Origin of the sequence: Bradyrhizobium sp. SZCCT0148, assembly GCF_018129985.1 — a bacterium.
Classification (GTDB): domain Bacteria; phylum Pseudomonadota; class Alphaproteobacteria; order Rhizobiales; family Xanthobacteraceae; genus Bradyrhizobium; species Bradyrhizobium japonicum_H.
Map to the genome: position 1 here is coordinate 253,371 of NZ_JAFCKT010000002.1, position 15,587 is coordinate 268,957.

16 protein-coding genes are annotated in these 15,587 nt (G+C 66.3%); 5 read left to right on the plus strand and 11 right to left on the minus strand.

What is annotated here, in order from left to right:
* Window positions 1-182: 182 nt before the first annotated feature.
* Together JQ580_RS09650 and JQ580_RS09655 are read left to right on the plus strand one after the other, a co-directional pair.
* The gene (locus JQ580_RS09650; protein ID WP_091965316.1) at window positions 183-428 is read left to right on the plus strand and encodes a PilZ domain-containing protein; all 246 of its coding nucleotides are present in this window, start codon (window positions 183-185) and stop codon (window positions 426-428) included.
* 72 nt (window positions 429-500) lie between these two features.
* Window positions 501-1,277, plus strand: coding sequence for a tetratricopeptide repeat protein (locus JQ580_RS09655; protein WP_212279663.1), 777 nt, complete (start codon window positions 501-503; stop codon window positions 1,275-1,277).
* 21 nt (window positions 1,278-1,298) lie between these two features.
* On the opposite strand, the gene JQ580_RS09660 is transcribed toward JQ580_RS09655, so the two are convergent.
* The 7 genes from JQ580_RS09660 to rsmI all read right to left on the minus strand — a co-directional run bounded on the left by JQ580_RS09660 (window position 1,299) and on the right by rsmI (window position 8,322).
* The gene (locus tag JQ580_RS09660) at window positions 1,299-2,588 is read right to left on the minus strand and encodes a CpaE/TadZ family protein (RefSeq protein WP_212279665.1); all 1,290 of its coding nucleotides are present in this window, start codon (window positions 2,586-2,588) and stop codon (window positions 1,299-1,301) included.
* The gene (locus tag JQ580_RS09665; protein ID WP_212279667.1) at window positions 2,585-3,319 is read right to left on the minus strand and encodes a CpaD family pilus assembly protein; all 735 of its coding nucleotides are present in this window, start codon (window positions 3,317-3,319) and stop codon (window positions 2,585-2,587) included. The genes JQ580_RS09660 and JQ580_RS09665 overlap by 4 nt, the downstream gene beginning before the upstream one ends.
* Before the next feature lie 53 nt (window positions 3,320-3,372).
* Window positions 3,373-4,890, minus strand: a complete 1,518-nt coding sequence (locus JQ580_RS09670) for a type II and III secretion system protein family protein (RefSeq protein WP_212279669.1) — start codon at window positions 4,888-4,890, stop codon at window positions 3,373-3,375.
* 13 nt (window positions 4,891-4,903) lie between these two features.
* The gene (cpaB, locus tag JQ580_RS09675; protein ID WP_212279671.1) at window positions 4,904-5,728 is read right to left on the minus strand and encodes a Flp pilus assembly protein CpaB; all 825 of its coding nucleotides are present in this window, start codon (window positions 5,726-5,728) and stop codon (window positions 4,904-4,906) included.
* A gap of 300 nt (window positions 5,729-6,028) precedes the next feature.
* The gene (gene gshB, locus JQ580_RS09680; protein ID WP_212279673.1) at window positions 6,029-6,973 is read right to left on the minus strand and encodes a glutathione synthase; all 945 of its coding nucleotides are present in this window, start codon (window positions 6,971-6,973) and stop codon (window positions 6,029-6,031) included.
* Between the two features lie 10 nt (window positions 6,974-6,983).
* Entirely contained in the window at window positions 6,984-7,385 is a 402-nt protein-coding gene (locus tag JQ580_RS09685) for a YraN family protein (protein WP_212279675.1), read from the minus strand.
* Complete coding sequence (gene rsmI / locus JQ580_RS09690; protein ID WP_212279677.1) at window positions 7,372-8,322, minus strand: 16S rRNA (cytidine(1402)-2'-O)-methyltransferase; 951 nt, start codon at window positions 8,320-8,322, stop codon at window positions 7,372-7,374. Before rsmI ends, JQ580_RS09685 begins: the two co-directional genes overlap by 14 nt.
* 338 nt (window positions 8,323-8,660) lie before the next feature.
* Here rsmI and JQ580_RS09695 point away from each other — a divergent pair, with 338 nt between their 5' ends.
* Entirely contained in the window at window positions 8,661-9,893 is a 1,233-nt protein-coding gene (locus tag JQ580_RS09695) for a penicillin-binding protein activator (protein ID WP_212279679.1), read from the plus strand.
* Window positions 9,894-9,911: 18 nt separating this feature from the next.
* Here the strand turns inward: JQ580_RS09695 and hemW are convergent, their stop codons facing one another.
* From hemW to rph, 3 genes are read right to left on the minus strand one after another with little or no spacing between them, the layout of a single operon-like run.
* A complete protein-coding gene (hemW, locus tag JQ580_RS09700) occupies window positions 9,912-11,096 on the minus strand; it encodes a radical SAM family heme chaperone HemW (RefSeq protein WP_212280225.1) in 1,185 nt (394 codons plus the stop codon).
* Between the two features lie 16 nt (window positions 11,097-11,112).
* The gene (gene rdgB, locus JQ580_RS09705; RefSeq protein WP_212279681.1) at window positions 11,113-11,748 is read right to left on the minus strand and encodes an RdgB/HAM1 family non-canonical purine NTP pyrophosphatase; all 636 of its coding nucleotides are present in this window, start codon (window positions 11,746-11,748) and stop codon (window positions 11,113-11,115) included.
* Between the two features lie 10 nt (window positions 11,749-11,758).
* The gene (gene rph, locus JQ580_RS09710) at window positions 11,759-12,472 is read right to left on the minus strand and encodes a ribonuclease PH (protein WP_106947322.1); all 714 of its coding nucleotides are present in this window, start codon (window positions 12,470-12,472) and stop codon (window positions 11,759-11,761) included.
* A 182-nt stretch (window positions 12,473-12,654) separates the two neighbouring features.
* On the opposite strand from rph, the gene hrcA reads away from it, so the two are divergent.
* Window positions 12,655-13,743, plus strand: a complete 1,089-nt coding sequence (hrcA, locus tag JQ580_RS09715; protein ID WP_094976015.1) for a heat-inducible transcriptional repressor HrcA — start codon at window positions 12,655-12,657, stop codon at window positions 13,741-13,743.
* A gap of 51 nt (window positions 13,744-13,794) precedes the next feature.
* The gene (gene grpE, locus JQ580_RS09720) at window positions 13,795-14,472 is read left to right on the plus strand and encodes a nucleotide exchange factor GrpE (RefSeq protein WP_311982446.1); all 678 of its coding nucleotides are present in this window, start codon (window positions 13,795-13,797) and stop codon (window positions 14,470-14,472) included.
* A 134-nt stretch (window positions 14,473-14,606) separates the two neighbouring features.
* Here grpE and pncA read toward each other — a convergent pair whose 3' ends face one another.
* Entirely contained in the window at window positions 14,607-15,329 is a 723-nt protein-coding gene (gene pncA, locus JQ580_RS09725; protein WP_212279683.1) for a bifunctional nicotinamidase/pyrazinamidase, read from the minus strand.
* Window positions 15,330-15,587 lie beyond the last annotated feature (258 nt).

The following is a 15,587-nucleotide window of genomic DNA, read 5'->3' on the forward strand; positions in this document are numbered from 1 at the left end:
GGCGACTTTCGCAAGAACAATACGGGAACAATGCTGTGGCCGGGAAGCAAATCCTAACCGACCGTCAACACCGAACCGACACTACGCCTCGAATGCAACCGGCTGCGCTCAGCACATCCCAACACATGTCAGCTACTCCTACGCTTGCGGGATGGGCCGTGGTCAACGGGTGAACAGTTCAAATGCTTGCAAATCGCCGGAGAAGCGAACGTCGGATGTGCAGCCGGCTCGCCAAGATCCATTTTGGCGCGGGCTCGCTGCCGCGGGACTGCACGATCACCGATATTTCGGATGGCGGCGTGAAGGTGGTGGCGGAATTCCTGGAAGTGCCGCCGCAATTCACCATCATCTTCGCCCCCGACTATTCCCGCCAGTGCCGCCTGCGGTGGCGCATCGGCTGCGAATTCGGTGCCGAGTTCACCGACTGAGGTCGCAGGTCCTTAACGGGACTTTAGCGTTAATCGGTAAGCATCTCTGATCAGTTGCCGAGTGATCAGAGTATGCCCAAGCGTTCGCCCCTCGCCTCTCCTCCGGCGAGATTGCTGCTTCCCGCCTTTCTAGCGCTCGCGCTCGGCGGCTGTCAGACCGCGGGCATCGAGGATGTGACCGGCGCGCTCGGCGCCCGATCGGAAACGGCGGTCAAGGCCGACGCCAGGCCCGAATTGGACGCGTTGCGCGAGCGCTATCGCGCCAAGCCCAGTGACCCCAACGTGGCGCTCGCCTACGGCAAGGCGCTGCGCGAGAGCGGTCAGCGTGCGCAGGCGGTTGCGGTCATGGAGCAGGCGGTGCTCGCCCATCCCAGCAACAAGGCGCTGCTCGCCGGCTACGGCCGCGCGCTCGCCGACAGCGGCAGCTTCCAGCAGGCCTTCGACGTCCTCAGCCGCGCGCATACGCCCGAGGATCCGGATTGGCGCATCCTGTCGGCGCAGGGCGCGGCGCTCGATCAGCTCGGCCGCAACGAGGAAGCGCAGCAGTATTATGCCGCGGCGTTGAAGATCGTGCCGGACGAGCCGACCGTGCTGTCCAACCTCGGCCTGTCCTACATGCTGCAAAACAATCTGACGAGGGCCGAGCAGGTGCTCGGCCGCGCCTATCAGCGCAATCAGAACGATGCGCGGATCCGCGCCAATCTCGCGCTCGTGCTGGGATTGCAGGGCCGCGAGGGCGAGGCCGAAATCCTCGTGAAGGCGGATTTGCCGCCGGATCAGGCCGCCGCCAAGGTCGCGGCGCTCCGGCAGCTGCTGGCGAAGAAGCAGCAGCAGCGGGCGGACAAGTAATCCGCCCCTCTCGTAGTACGCCTATGACGCCTTGCGATGCGGCGCGGAGTTGCGTCCCGACCTGCCCTTCAGCTTCTTCAGCAGCGGCCCGAGCAGCGAGCGCTTCGGCTTCTTGACCTCGCCGCGGCCGGCGAGGCGGTTGGCCATGTTCTGGAAGAGCTCGGTGGTGCGATGGCTCTTGGAGACCTCCGCGATCATCTGGCCGTTATTGGCCGCGGTCGAGAACAGTTTCGAATCGAACGGGATCACCGCGATCGGCTGGCTTTCCATGGTCTTGGCGAACGACTTGACGTCGATCTCCGCGCGCTTGTGCATGCCGACCTGGTTGATGCAATACAGCGGCGGCCGATCGTTCGGCCGCGCCGCCTTGAGCACGCTCAGCATGTTCTTGGTGTTGCGCAAATTGGCAAGATCCGGCTCGGCCACGATGAGGATGTCGTCGGCATTCACCAGCGCGCGCCGCGTCCAGCCGGACCATTGGTGGGGCACGTCGAGCACGATGCAGGGCGTGGTCATGCGCAGCGTGTCGAACACGGCGTCGAAGGCTTCGGCGCCGAAATCATAGACGCGGTCGAGCGTGGCGGGGGCTGCGAGCAGGCTGAGGCGCTCGGTGCATTTGGAGAGCAGGCGCTCCATCAGCGCGGTGTCCGGCCGGTCCTGCGACAGCACCGCGTTGGCGATGCCTTGCACCGGGTCCTGGTTGTAGTCGAGGCCGGCGGTGCCGAAGGCGAGGTCGAGGTCGATCACGACGGAATCGAGCGCGAGGTCACGCGCGATGGTCCAGGCCAAATTGTGCGAGACGGTGGAGGCGCCGACGCCGCCCTTGGCGCCGACCACCGCGATGACACGGCCGGTGATGATGGCCTCGGAGGCCGAGAACAGGCTGCAGATCGAGCGGACCACGTCGAGGGTTTCGACCGGTCCCACCACATAATCGTTGACGCCGCGGCGCACCAGCTCGCGATAGGGCGCGGTGTCGTTGGGATTGCCGATCACGACAACCCGGGTGCCGGGGTCGCAGACGCCGGCGAGGTCATCGAGTCCCTTGAGGATGTCGCGGGTGCCGTCGGATTCGATCACGATCACGTTCGGCGTCGGCATCGTTTCGTAGACTTCGATCGCCGCAGCAAGGCCACCGTCCCTGGCGGTGAGGTGCGCCTTGGCGAGCCGACGATCCTGCCCCGCCGCGGTCACCGCGGCGAGCGTCTTCTCGGTCTCGCAAAACGCCTGCACAGAGATGCGGGGAACCGGCGCAATGTGTTCCTCGGGGTGGCCTGGGTCGTCCGCGTCTTCGTCGTGGATCACGGTCATTTGCCTGTGTCGCTGAGCTTGGCCTTGTCGGCTTCGGAATTGGGAGTCGAGATCGCAGTGCCCTTGCGATAGCGGTCAAAAGCAATGTCGCGCCGCGCGGTATAGGCCGGCGTCTCGGATCGCGGCTGCTCGAGGTCGGCCGGATTGTCGATCATCGCGGCGAGATTGCGCTGGCTGGCGCAGCCCAGATTGAAGTAGGGGCGGTTCTCGTTGTAGCCGGGATCGAGGATCGAGGGGCCGAGGTCTTCCGGCCACAGCCCGCAGGGGCCGGCCACCGCGGCCATCTTCGAATAGCTCAGGCGGATGGTGGGCAGCAGCCCGGGATCCTCAGGGCGATAAGGATGTTGAACGATGGCACGCGGCGGCACGCCGCCGGATGCGAGCACGGAACGGATTTCCTGATAGGTCGCGGCCGCCGCGCGCGCATTCGCGCTATCGACGGGAACGTCGACGACAACGGAACCGGTGCCCTCGCGCACCCAGTCCCGGGCGATGCCCGCGACGTCCGAATGCTGCGCGGGCGACAGGCCACCCCTCGCCTTGCCGACGAAGATCACGATCGACTTCTTGCCTTCCTGCACCGCGATCGGGTGACGCTGGCGATAGTCGGTCGGCACCGTCTGGGTGACGATCTCGCCGGTGGTGTTGCAGGCGCCGAGCATGACGGAGAGCCCTGTCAGTGCCAGCGCGATCTGCAGCTTGCGACGTCGATCGGCTGATGTTGTCGTCATCGCCTTATCCCCTCTTGCCCGAATCCTGCCCGTTCCCCAGCCGTCCGTTCGCCTCAGTCGATGATGAAGCCAAAATCGCCCGGCGTGCCGGCAATCGGATCGACGCGGCGCGCGACGCCGTAGAGACGGTTCATGCGGCCGAGCAGTGCGGTCTGCGCGTCCGATGCCGGCGCGAAGCCGTCGTCGGGCCGCGACAATTCCTTCTGGGCGACCGCGCGCACCACGTAGGGCGTCACGATCACCATCAGTTCGGTCTCGTTGTTGACGAAGTCCTGGCTGCGGAACAGCGCACCGATGATCGGCACCTGGTCGATGCCGGGAAGGCCGTTGATCGCCTGTTTGGTCTGCTGCTGGATCAGGCCGGCCATCGCCATCGAGCCGCCGGAGGGAATCTCCAGCGTCGTCTCGGCGCGGCGGGTCTGGATCGAGGGGATGGTGATCGAGTTGCTCGAGGTCGAGGACACCGCCTGCGTCAAGGTGATCGAATTCGTATTCGACAGCTCCGAGACCTCGGTCATCACGCGCAGGCTGATGCGGCCTTCGCTGAGCACGACCGGGGTGAAGTTCAGCGAGATGCCGAACTTCTTGTAGGTGATCTGGGTGGTACAGACGTGGGTGACGGGATCGCAGGAATAGCCCGCCGGAATCGGGAATTCGCCGCCGGCGATGAAGGTGGCGGATTCGCCCGAGATCGCGGTCAGGCTCGGTTCGGCGAGCGTGCGCATGACGCCGGCGCTTTCCATCGCGCGCATGGTGGCGTTGACGGTGGCGATGCCCTTGGTGAGGCCGCCGACGCCGAGCCCGTTGCTGCCGACGATCGGCCCGCCCGAAACCGAGAACGGGTTGGAATTGTTGAAATTCACCACCGCGGTGCCGGCGTTCAGGCTGGCGCTCAGATCGACGCCGAGCTGCTTGACGATGTCGCGGCGCACTTCGCCGACGACGACCTTGAGCATCACCTGGTCGCGGCCGCGCACGACGATGTTGTTGACGACCTTGTCCGAGCCGCCGACCAGTTTCGCGGCGACGTCGCCGGCCTGCTGGGCCTCGACCGGGCTCGACACCGATCCGGTCAGCATCACGCTGTCGCCGACGCCTTCAATTTGAACGCCCGGCAGCGACTGGCGCAGCGCCGCGCGCATGCCGTTGAGGTCGCGCTTGACGGCGATGTCATAGGCGGCGACCTGCTGGCCGTCGGCGGTGAAGAACACGACGTTGGTCTGGCCGACCTGACCGCCGATGATATAGGCGCGCTGGGCCGAGCGGATGACTGCATTGGCGATCTTGGGATCGGCCACCAGCACGTCCTTGACCTCGCGCGGCAGGTCGATGACGACGGATTTGCCCACGCCAAGCGAGAGAAAACGCGTCCTCGCCGATGCGATCGTGGCAACCGACGACACGCCGAGATCCGGCGCCTGCATCGGCGCCTGGTCGCCCACCGGCGCATCCGCCGCGCTGACGACGTCGGGCGCTGCGAGCAGCCCAAGCAGCAGCATCGTCCCCGTCCAGAACGAGCGCGTGCGCTTCCCCCGAAGGCGCAGCCCCGTCCGATTTTCCCCGTAGTTCATGCGATCCCCACCATCACTTCTGTGACGTCAATTGCCTTGCCTGCACCCCGTAACGGATCACGTTGACGCCGCCCGCGCGCTTGGCCCCCTGGTCTTCAGGCGTGCCGTCGACGGCGTTGGCATCGACGATGCTCCGCAGCGCGAGCTGGAGCGTGCCGCCCTGGCGCGCGGCCGCGAGCACTGCGACCTGGTCAGGCCGGAGCTCGAGCGTGACGGTCTTGCCGACGACGGCATTCTGGCCGTCCTTCTCCTTCGGCGCCTGGTCGATCGCGAGCACGCGGATATTGGTCAGGATGACCTCGGACAGGACGAGGTCGTTGCCGCCGGTCGGACCATTGTTGTTGTTGGCGCCGTCGGGGTTCTTCAGGCGGCGGGTCAGAACGATGTCGACGCGGTCATTCGGAAGGATGAAGCCGCCGGCCGCAGTCTCGGCTGAAATCTCGGTGGAAACGGCGCGCATCCCGGCGGGCAGGATCGCCGCCATGAAGCCGGAGCCGTCGGCCTTGACCAGCTTCTGCTCGCGGATCGGTTCGCCCTGCATCAGCGGGACGCGGGCGATCGAGCCGGCGATCTGGGTCTGCGCCTCGGGCCTGCTGTCGCGGCGGATGAAGGCGCTGCTCGCGGTCGCTGCCGGCCAGGCCTGCCATTGCAAATCCTCCGGCTTCACGGCCTGGCCGAGCCCGATGTCGGACTTGGCGACGAGGACCTCGACGGTCGGCAGCTTCTCGGCGGCGGGCAGGACGGGCGCGGGCTTGTTGTCGAAGCCGCTCGCCAGATACGCCGCGACGCCGCCGGCGCCCAGCGCGATGACGAGAACGACGATACGTGCGGTGTTCATACGCTTCTACTCATACGCGGGGCACTCGAACCGCACCTGGCGTGTTCCCCCGTGTCGATGAGTAGGCAGTAAAAGTATAAGGGGTGTTGCGAGGCCGAACGCGCCGGCCGGCCGGGATGCTGGTTCTCCGCAGATGGTGAACGGCGCGTTATTGGGTCGGCCAGCGGCCCCGTAGATTCACGCAGTGCGAGGCGTTCGTTCGCATGACAGGCGCCGCGTCATGGTGAACGGGTGGTTAGCGATGTGTCTGGCGACGCGGGGAGAGTTCGCGCTCTTCCCAACGTCATCATTGCAGAGCGCTTACTTCGTTCGCTTCTGCTCGATCACGTCCCACACCTTCGCTGCAACATCGGGCCCGCCAAGGCGCGCGATGGCGCGGATGCCGGTGGGAGAGGTCACGTTGATCTCGGTGAGGTTGCCGTTGATGACGTCGATGCCGACGAACAGGAGGCCGCGCTCGCGCAGCGCCGGGCCGACGGTGGCGCAGATCTCGCGCTCGCGCGGGGTGAGTTCGGTCTCCTGCGCCGCGCCGCCGCGCACCATGTTGGAGCGGAGGTCGTCGGCGGCCGGCACGCGGTTGACCGCGCCGGCGAACTCGCCGTTGACCAGGATGATGCGCTTGTCGCCGTGCCTCACCTCGGGGATGAATTGCTGGATCACCCAGGGCTCCCGGAACGTCACCGAGAACATGTCGTACAGCGAGCCGAAATTCATGTCCTGCGGCATCACGCGGAACACCGCCGCGCCGCCATGGCCATGCAGCGGCTTCATCACGACGGCGCCGTGCTTATCGCGGAAAGCGTTGATCTCGTCGAGGTCGCGCGAGATCAGGGTCGGCGGCATCAGCTGCGGAAAGTTCATCACGAACAGCTTCTCGGGTGCGTTGCGCACCGAGGCGGGATCGTTGACCACCAGCGTCTTCGGGTGGATGCGCTCCAAGAGATGCGTCGACGTGATGTAGGCGAGGTCGAACGGCGGGTCCTGGCGCAGCAGCACCACGTCAAAGCCGTTCAGGGCCTCGCGCCTGGGCTCACCGAGCGTGAAGTGGTTGCCGGGTTCGTCGCGAACGGTCAGGAGCTGAACCGGCGCCACGATCTCCTCGCCGACCATCGAGAGCTTGTCGGGCGTGTAATAGGACAGGCCATGGCCGCGCTTCTGCGCCTCCAGAAGCAGCGCAAAGGTGGAATCGCCCTTGATGTTGATGCGGGCGATGGGGTCCATCTGGACGGCGACGTTCAGTTTCATGGTCTGCCTTTCAGGTCGAGGCGTCGAATGCCGCCAACACATGGCGCGGAAGTCGCTTCGGCGCAATCAGCATGGCGTCGAATCGCAATTCGAATTCGGCATGCTCGGGATGCGCGACGAGCCAGCCTTGCGCGGCGTCGATGATGCGCTGCTGCTGGCGCGGCGTCACGGCGAAGGCGGCGTCATCCAGCGTGGCGCGCGCCTTGACCTCGACGAAGGCGATCAGATTGCGGCGGCGCGCTACGATGTCGATCTCGCCATGCGGGGTGCGGTAGCGCTTGGCGAGGATACGGTAGCCCTTGGCCATCAGATAGGCGGCGGCGCGACTCTCCGCCGAGATGCCGGTGTGGAACGCGGCGACGCGCTCGGGCGAGGCGACTTTCGGTTCCGCCGGGACCTCAGTCTTCGCCATCGAAGCCCCTCAGGTCCTTGGCGAGCTCGAGCGCGCGGGCATAGACCTCGCGGCGCGGCCGGCCTGAGAGTGCCACCGCATGCGCCACGGCATCCTTGACGCTGTGCGCGGTAAGCTGCTCACGCAACAGATCGTCCAGCGCATCCGATGTCAGCATCTCGGCATCGGCCGCCGGCGGTGCGATCACCAGAACGAACTCGCCGCGTGTCTCCAGCGTATCGGCCTCGCGCGCCAGCTGGCTCAGCGGTGCGCGCGAAATCTCCTCGTGCAGCTTGGTCAGCTCGCGGCAGATCGCGGCCTCGCGGGTGCCCATGATCTCGGCGAGCTCTGCGAGCGTGTCCTGCACGCGGTTGCCGGAGTCGAACATCACCAGCGTGGCGTCGATGCGCGCAAGCTCCGCCAGGCGCGCCTTTCGCGCGGCTGACTTCGCAGGCAGAAACCCCTCGAAAAAGAACCGGTCGGTCGGCAGTGCCGCGACCGACAGCGCCGCCAGCACCGAGGACGGGCCGGGCAGGGCATACACCGCATGGCCGGCGGCGCAGACCTCGCGGACCAGCTTGAAGCCGGGGTCCGAGACCAGCGGCGTGCCGGCGTCGGAGACCAGTGCAATCGAGCCACCCTGAGCCAGCGCCTCCAGGATTCTCGGACGCGCGGCTTCCGCATTGTGCTCGTGATATTGCTTGAGCTGCGCTGCAATGGCGTAGCGCTCGGTCAGGCGCCGGGTGATGCGGGTGTCCTCGCACGCGATGACGTCGACGCCGGCGAGGGTCTGCAGCGCCCGCACCGTGATGTCGCCGAGATTGCCGATGGGGGTTGCGACCAGATGCAGGCCCGGTGCCGCCTTCGGCGCCGCAAGGCGATGGGCATCGATGGAGAAACCGCGCGAGGCGGCGTCTTGAGCTTCAGGCGTATTTATCGGGGCCGGCTTTGCGCGCATAATGAAGTCAACTTAGGCACGATCCGCAGGGCTGGGAACCGGCTCGCCGAAAAAGATCGTGCCGAGGTGAGGGGCGAGGAACGGACGGGAATGTGATCGATTCCGGATCACGTCGCGGGGCGTGGAAGGCTCTCGCGCCATATTCGCGACTGAAACACCGCCTTGATGCTGAATGAGTGAGGGCAAACAGCTGGTTGAACCGGAAGGCGGCCGCGTTAAGGGGCTATTATCCTTTTGTTTCGGTTAACTATTTGCCGACAATATGCCTGAATCCGCGGCTTGTGTCGTGGAAAGAATATCGTCACCGGCCGGCGCCGGCGGGTCAGAGAGAAGCTGCCATGGTGGGCCCGCGTTATCCAAAGTCTCCCGTTTCGGAGCCCCTGATGTCAGGGGCGACCCGCCGGAGCGCGCTCGGCCTGCTGATCGGCGCCCCCCTGCTGTCGGCCTGCGCCGGCGTGCAGCAGAGCCTGAGCCAGTTCTCCAGCCCGTTCTCGAGCGCGACGCCACCGGCTCAGCCCGCAGGTCCCCCGCAGCAGGCAACGACCGCCGGCACCGGCGGCGTGAAGGTCGCCGTGATCCTGCCGCTCTCGGCCGCCGGCAATGCCGGCCTGGCCGCGCAATCCATGCGCAACGCCGCCGAGATGGCGCTGGCCGAGTTCCAGAACCCGAACATCCAGCTGCTGATCAAGGACGACAATGGCAGCCCGCAAGGTGCGCAGGCGGCCGCGCAGCAGGCCGTCGACGAAGGCGCCGAGATCATTCTGGGACCGCTGTTCGCGCAATCGGTGCCGGCGGTGGCGCAGGTCGCACGCACGCGCGGTATCTCGGTGATCGCGTTCTCGACCGATTCCAGCATCGCCGGCCGCGGCGTCTATCTGCTGTCCTTCCTGCCGGAGTCCGACGTCAACCGCATCATCGAATATTCCGCCAGCGTCGGAAAGCGCTCCGTCGCCGTGCTGGTCCCCGACAATGCCTATGGCAACGTCGTCGAGGCCGCGGTAAAGGCCGCCGTGCCGCGCCGTGGCGGACGCATCGTCGCCTTCGAGAAATACGGCGCCGATCGCGCCGCGCCGGCGCGCACCGTGGCGCAGCAGCTCGGCAGCGCCGATGCGCTGTTCATCGCCGATGACGGCGATGCCGTGGTGTCGGTGGCAGATGCGATGACGGCGGCGGGCGCCAACTTACGCAACATCCAGCTGCTCGGCACCGGCCTGTGGGACAATCCGCGCGTCTATGCCAATGCCAGCCTGCAGGGGGGCCTCTACGCCGCGCCCGATCCGGCCGGCTTTCGCGCGTTCTCCGGCCGCTATCGCACGAAATATGGCGCGGAGCCGATCCGCACCGCGACGCTGGCCTATGATGCGGTCGCCCTCGTCGCCGCGCTGGCGCGCACGCAAGGCACCACCCGCTTCTCGCCGGATGTACTCACCAATCCCTCTGGCTTCGCCGGCATCGACGGCCTGTTCCGCTTCCGCGCCGACGGCACCAACGAGCGCGGGCTTGCCGTGATGAAGGTGACGCAGGGTGGCGGCGTTGCCGTGGCGGGATCGCCGAAGAGTTTTGGGGCGTAGTTCGACGACGGCAGCGCGTTACGCCGCGAGATCCGCGACCACCGCATCGAGCACTGGAAACCCACTGCTGGTCACGCGCAGGCGGCCCGTCGCATCGACCGTGATCGCGCCTTCCTCGCGCAGCAGCGCGATGCGCTTGGGGTCGAGCGGGCGGCCGGAGAGAGCTCTGTAGCGCTCGGGGTCGATGCCCTCGGCCAAACGCAATCCCATCAGCAGGAATTCGTCGGCGCGCTCTTCGCTGTTGAGGAGATCGTCGGTGACGACACCATGACCGTTGGTCTCGACCCGCATCAGCCAGGCCTCGGGACGCTTCTCGGTGGCGATGGCGTGCCTGATGCCGTCGATGTCGAGCCGGCCGTGGGCGCCCGGGCCGACGCCGGCATATTCCTCGCCGCGCCAGTAAACCAGATTGTGCCGGCACTCGGCGCCGTGCCGCGCGTGGTTGGAGATCTCGTAGGCGGTCAGACCGAGCTTGTCACAGGTCTCCTGCGTGACGTCGTAGAGCGCGCGCGCGACCGCTTCGTCCGGCGTCTTCAGCTTGCCGGCCTGGTGCAGGCCGAAGAACGGCGTGCCTTCCTCGATCGTCAATTGATAGAGTGATAGATGCTCGGCGGCTTCACCGATCGCGAGCTTGAGTTCGTCGGCCCACATCGCCGGCGTCTGGTCGGGGCGGGCGTAGATCAGGTCGAACGAATAGCGGTCGAACGAGCGGCGCGCGATGGCGACGGCGTCGAGCGCCTCGCGCGCGCTGTGCATGCGGCCGAGCGCCTTCAACGAGGCATCGTCGAGCGCCTGCACACCGAGCGAGACGCGGTTGACGCCGGCTGCGCGATAGCCGGCAAACCGCGTGGCCTCGACGCTGGTCGGGTTCGCCTCGAGCGTCACTTCGACGTCGCCTGCGACGTTCCAGTGCTTGCCGATGGCATCGAGCACCGCGCCGACGGTTGCCGGCTGCATCAGCGACGGCGTGCCGCCGCCGAGAAAGATCGAGGTGACCTTCCGGCCCGGCGAGCGCTGCGCGGTCGTTTCAATCTCGCGTGCGAAGGCGGAAGCGAAGCGTACCTCGTCGATGGCAGCGTGGCGGACATGGCTGTTGAAATCGCAATAGGGGCACTTCGACAGGCAGAACGGCCAGTGCACGTAGACGCCGAAAGCTTCGGAGTCTTGTCGTGACGCGTTTTCCTGGCGCGATCCGGTATTCACGTCGCTCGAAAACGCTCTAGCGCGGCTCAAGGCAGATCTCCGCCAGTTTCACGAAGGCGCGGGCGCGATGCGACAGGCCGAGGCCGAGCGGCGGCAGGCCGTGCTTCTCGATGCTTTCCATCTCGCCGAAGGTGCGGCTGTGGCCGTCGGGCAAGAACATGGGGTCATAGCCGAAGCCGGCGGTGCCGCGCGGCGGCCAGACCAGCGTGCCGTCGACGCGCGCCTCGACCTCTTCGAGATGATCGTCGGGCCAGGCGACGCAGAGCGCGGAGACGAAGTGGGCCTTGCGCCTGTCCGGTGTGGTCGCGCCGCGCTCCTGCAACAGCCGCTCGATCTGCGCCATCGCCGCGTTGAAATCCTTGCTCGGGCCGGCCCAGCGTGCGCTGTAGATTCCGGGCGCGCCGTCGAGCGCGTCGACCACGATGCCGGAATCGTCAGCAAAGGCCGGAAGCCTGGTCGCCTGCGCCGCCGCGATCGCCTTGATCGCGGCATTGCTGCGGAAATCGTTGCCGGTCTCGTCGGGCTCGTCCAGGCCGAGTTCACCCGCGGACACCGCCTCGATGCCGTAAGGCGCCAAAAGCTCGCGCATCTCGGCGAGCTTGCCGGGATTATGGGTGGCGATGACGAGCTTTCCGGTGATTCGGCGGTGCATGGCTTATTGACTACGCGACAGCCAGTTTCTGCAAGTCCACCAGACGCGCAATGCCCTTCTGGGCCAGCGCCATCAGCGCCAGGAATTCATCCTGCGTGAACGGTTCGCGTTCCGCGGTGCCCTGCACCTCGATGATGCGGCCATCGCCGGTCATGACGAAATTGGCGTCGGTCTGGGCTTCCGAATCCTCGGCATAGTCGAGATCGAGCACCGGCGTGCCGTTGTAGATGCCGCAGGAGATCGCAGCGACGTTGTCGCGCATCACCTTGGCCTTGATCATGTTGCGCGCCTTCATCCAGGCGATGCAATCGGCGAGCGCGACCCAGGCGCCGGTGATCGAGGCCGTGCGGGTGCCGCCGTCGGCCTGCAGCACGTCGCAATCGACCGTGATCTGACGCTCGCCGAGCGCTTCGAGATCGACGATAGTGCGAAGCGAGCGGCCGATCAGGCGCTGGATCTCGACGGTGCGGCCGCTCTGCTTGCCGGCGGCGGCCTCGCGGCGCGTGCGTTCCGAGGTCGCGCGCGGCAGCATGCCGTATTCGGCGGTGACCCAGCCGCGGCCCTGGCCCTTCAGCCACGGCGGCAGGCGATCTTCCAGCGTGGCGGTGACCAACACATGGGTGTCGCCGAATTTCACCAGGCAGGACCCTTCCGCATATTTGACCACCCCGCGCTCCAGCGTCACGGGGCGCAATTCGTCGGGCGCACGGCGGCTTGGCCGCATGGTAAATCCTCCAAAACTCGTCGGTGCAGGGCTGTTCGCGGTGCTTGTAGGTGGGGTGAGGGTATGCGGCAAGGGGAAAGGACGAGGCTTTTCCGGCCGCGGTTTGCCGCCCTGCAAACGCGACGCTTGTCATAACCCTCCCGGATGGACAAATTACATGGGTCTGACAGGAGTTACCGTCTGTGGCCCATCACGATCCGATCCATCTGATCGCGCCGCGCGCGGGGCTCGCCCAGCTCAACGAGCGTTCTCGCGACATCTTTCGTCAAATTGTCGAAAGCTATCTCGCGACCGGTGAGCCCGTCGGTTCGCGCAATATCTCGCGCCTGATCGCCATGCCGCTGTCGCCGGCCTCGGTCCGCAACGTCATGGCCGATCTGGAACAGCTCGGCCTGATCTATGCGCCCCACACCTCCGCCGGCCGGCTGCCGACGGAACTCGGCCTGCGCTTCTTCGTCGACGCCCTGATGCAGGTCGGCGACCTCAACGAGGCCGAGCGGCAGTCGATCCAGAGCCAGCTCACCTCCGTCGGCCAGGCGCACTCGGTCGAGGCGGCGCTGGACCAAGCGCTGACGCGGCTGTCGGGCCTGACCCGCGCCGCCGCGGTGGTGCTGACGCCGAAATCCAATGCCCGGCTGAAGCACATCGAATTCGTTCGCCTGGAACCGGAAAAGGCGCTGGTGATCCTGGTGGGCGAGGACGGACAGGTCGAAAATCGCGTGCTGTCGCTGCCGCCCGGAGTTCCCTCATCGGCGATCACCGAGGCCGGCAATTTCCTAAATGCGCGCATCCGCGGCCGTACCTTGGCCGAGGCCCGGCTCGAGCTCGAGACGGCGCTTGGAGAGGCCCGCGCCGAGCTCGATCAGTTGGCGCAGAAGGTCATATCCGCCGGGATCGCCAGCTGGTCTGGCGGCGAGACCGAGGACCGCCAGCTCATCGTCCGCGGCCACGCCAATCTGCTCGAAGACCTGCACGCGCTGGAGGATCTGGAGCGGGTTCGGCTGTTGTTCGACGATCTCGAGACCAAGCGCGGCGTGATCGACCTGCTGGGGCGCGCCGAAACCGCCGAGGGCGTGCGCATCTTCATCGGCAGCGAGAACAAGCTGTTTTCGCTGTCGGGGTCCTCCACCATCATCTCACCCTATCGGGATGCCGCCGGCCATATCGTCGGTGTTTTGGGTGTGATCGGGCCGACGCGGCTGAATTATGCCCGCGTGATCCCGACCGTGGACTACGCCGCCCGCATCGTCAGTCGCCTGCTGGGAGGCTGACCGGCGTTTTGATCCGTTCACGGGCGCTTGATTTTCGGCGTCCGAAGCACGATATCCGGGCCAGAAAACTCCCACGCGACTTCAAACCAGACCAGTTCGAGAAATGAGCCGATGACCGATCGAGACCGGCAACCCGAAGACACGACTGCTGCGACCGGCGAGCCCGTGGTGTCGAAGCCCTACATCATGCCCGACGATCCCGAGCCCGGCTCGGTCGAGACGTTGCAGAAGGAAGCCGCCGAGGCGCGCGACCGCATGCTGCGGACGCTGGCCGAGATGGAGAATTTGCGCAAGCGCACCACCAAGGAGGTCGCCGACGCCCGCCTCTACGGCATCACCGGCTTTGCCCGCGACGTGCTCGACATCGCCGACAATCTCCAGCGCGCGCTCGATGCCGTTCCAGCCGAGGCTCGCGCCACGGCCGATCCGGGCCTGACCGCGCTGATCGAGGGTGTCGAGCTCACCGAGCGCTCGCTGCACAGCGCGCTCGAAAAGCACGGCGTGAAGAAGCTCGATCCGCAGGGCCAGAAGTTCGACCCGAACTTCCACCAGGCGATGTACGAAGTGCCTGATGCGTCGGTGCCGTCGGGCACCGTGGTGCAGATCATGCAGGCCGGCTACACGATCGGCGATCGCGTGCTGCGCCCGGCTCTGGTCGGCGTTGCCAAGGGCGGCGCGAAGCCCGCGCCGGCCGCCAACACCAACGAGCCGAACAGCGCGGCGAACTGATCGATTTTCATGGTGAGGGAGCGCGGTCGGCGCTCTCTCGCACCATGCAGTGCTGCCGCAGCGGGGCCTTCATCCTTCGAGGCGCGCGCGAAAAAGCGCGCTCCCCGTAAGCGTCTTGCAGACGTTCGCGCCGCTTACGCGCTCGCCGCGATATCCGCAGACTGAATTCGCTTGACGCCGGCCTTGGCCATATCGGCCCAGGCTTTGGCGAGCGATCCCTGATTGTCGATGCCGCGGCAGGCGTCCTCCACCACATAGACCTCGAAGCCCGCCTTGCGCGCGTCGAGCGCGGTCCAGGCGACGCAGAAGTCCGTCGCGAGGCCCGCGACGAAGACGCGCTTGATCTTGCGGCCCTTGAGATAGCCGGCAAGGCCCGTCGAGGTCTTGCCGTCGGCTTCGAGGAAGGCCGAATAGCTGTCGACGTCCTTGTGAAAGCCCTTGCGGATGATCAGCTCGGCATGCGGGATCGCGAGGTCCTTCGACAGCGAAGCGCCGTCGGTGCCCTGCACGCAATGGTCGGGCCACAGCACCTGCTTGCCGTAGGGAAGATCAACGGTCTCGAACGGCTTCTTGCCGGAATGCACCGACGCAAACGAGACGTGGCCCGGCGTATGCCAGTCCTGCGTCATCACCACGTTGGCAAACGCCTTCGAGATCTTGTTGATGACGGGCACCACCTGCTCGCCCTCTTTCACCGCGAGGCTGCCGCCGGGCAGGAAGCAGTTCTGCACGTCGATCACGAGCAGCGCGGATGCATCGTCCGGCTTGATCGATGCCGCTGCAAAGAGTGCGGTTGGCGCGAGAGTCGCAAGCGCCGTCGTTCCAAGCATTGCGAGGATTTGCCGTCGATCCAGCATCGTTCGCCTCCCTCCAGGATGATCCAACGGGAGGCAAGCCTAGTTCCGTTCGTACACGAACAGAAGCCCGAAAATGCGGCCGGCCTTGGCGAGGGGTTGGGCTGACAAGCCCACGCACCGTCATTCCGGGGCGCGCAAAGCGCGAGCCCGGAATTCATAAGCACAGGGAAGAGTTTGGCGATACCTTCTGCAACCGCGAGATCACGCGGTATGGGTCCCCGCCCCCGTGCGCAATAGCGTACTAGGCGAGGATGACAC

Coding starts and splice junctions, on each gene's coding strand:
- JQ580_RS09665 (WP_212279667.1), bottom strand. CDS start 3,319: ATGACGACAACATCAGCCGATCGACGTCGCAAGCTGCAGATCGCGCTG.
- JQ580_RS09660 (WP_212279665.1), bottom strand. CDS start 2,588: ATGACCGTGATCCACGACGAAGACGCGGACGACCCAGGCCACCCCGAG.
- JQ580_RS09650 (WP_091965316.1), top strand. CDS start 183: ATGCTTGCAAATCGCCGGAGAAGCGAACGTCGGATGTGCAGCCGGCTC.
- JQ580_RS09685 (WP_212279675.1), bottom strand. CDS start 7,385: ATGGCGAAGACTGAGGTCCCGGCGGAACCGAAAGTCGCCTCGCCCGAG.
- rph (WP_106947322.1), bottom strand. CDS start 12,472: ATGCGGCCAAGCCGCCGTGCGCCCGACGAATTGCGCCCCGTGACGCTG.
- rdgB (WP_212279681.1), bottom strand. CDS start 11,748: ATGCACCGCCGAATCACCGGAAAGCTCGTCATCGCCACCCATAATCCC.
- cpaB (WP_212279671.1), bottom strand. CDS start 5,728: ATGAACACCGCACGTATCGTCGTTCTCGTCATCGCGCTGGGCGCCGGC.
- JQ580_RS09670 (WP_212279669.1), bottom strand. CDS start 4,890: ATGAACTACGGGGAAAATCGGACGGGGCTGCGCCTTCGGGGGAAGCGC.
- rsmI (WP_212279677.1), bottom strand. CDS start 8,322: ATGCGCGCAAAGCCGGCCCCGATAAATACGCCTGAAGCTCAAGACGCC.
- pncA (WP_212279683.1), bottom strand. CDS start 15,329: ATGCTGGATCGACGGCAAATCCTCGCAATGCTTGGAACGACGGCGCTT.
- JQ580_RS09655 (WP_212279663.1), top strand. CDS start 501: ATGCCCAAGCGTTCGCCCCTCGCCTCTCCTCCGGCGAGATTGCTGCTT.
- gshB (WP_212279673.1), bottom strand. CDS start 6,973: ATGAAACTGAACGTCGCCGTCCAGATGGACCCCATCGCCCGCATCAAC.
- JQ580_RS09695 (WP_212279679.1), top strand. CDS start 8,661: ATGGTGGGCCCGCGTTATCCAAAGTCTCCCGTTTCGGAGCCCCTGATG.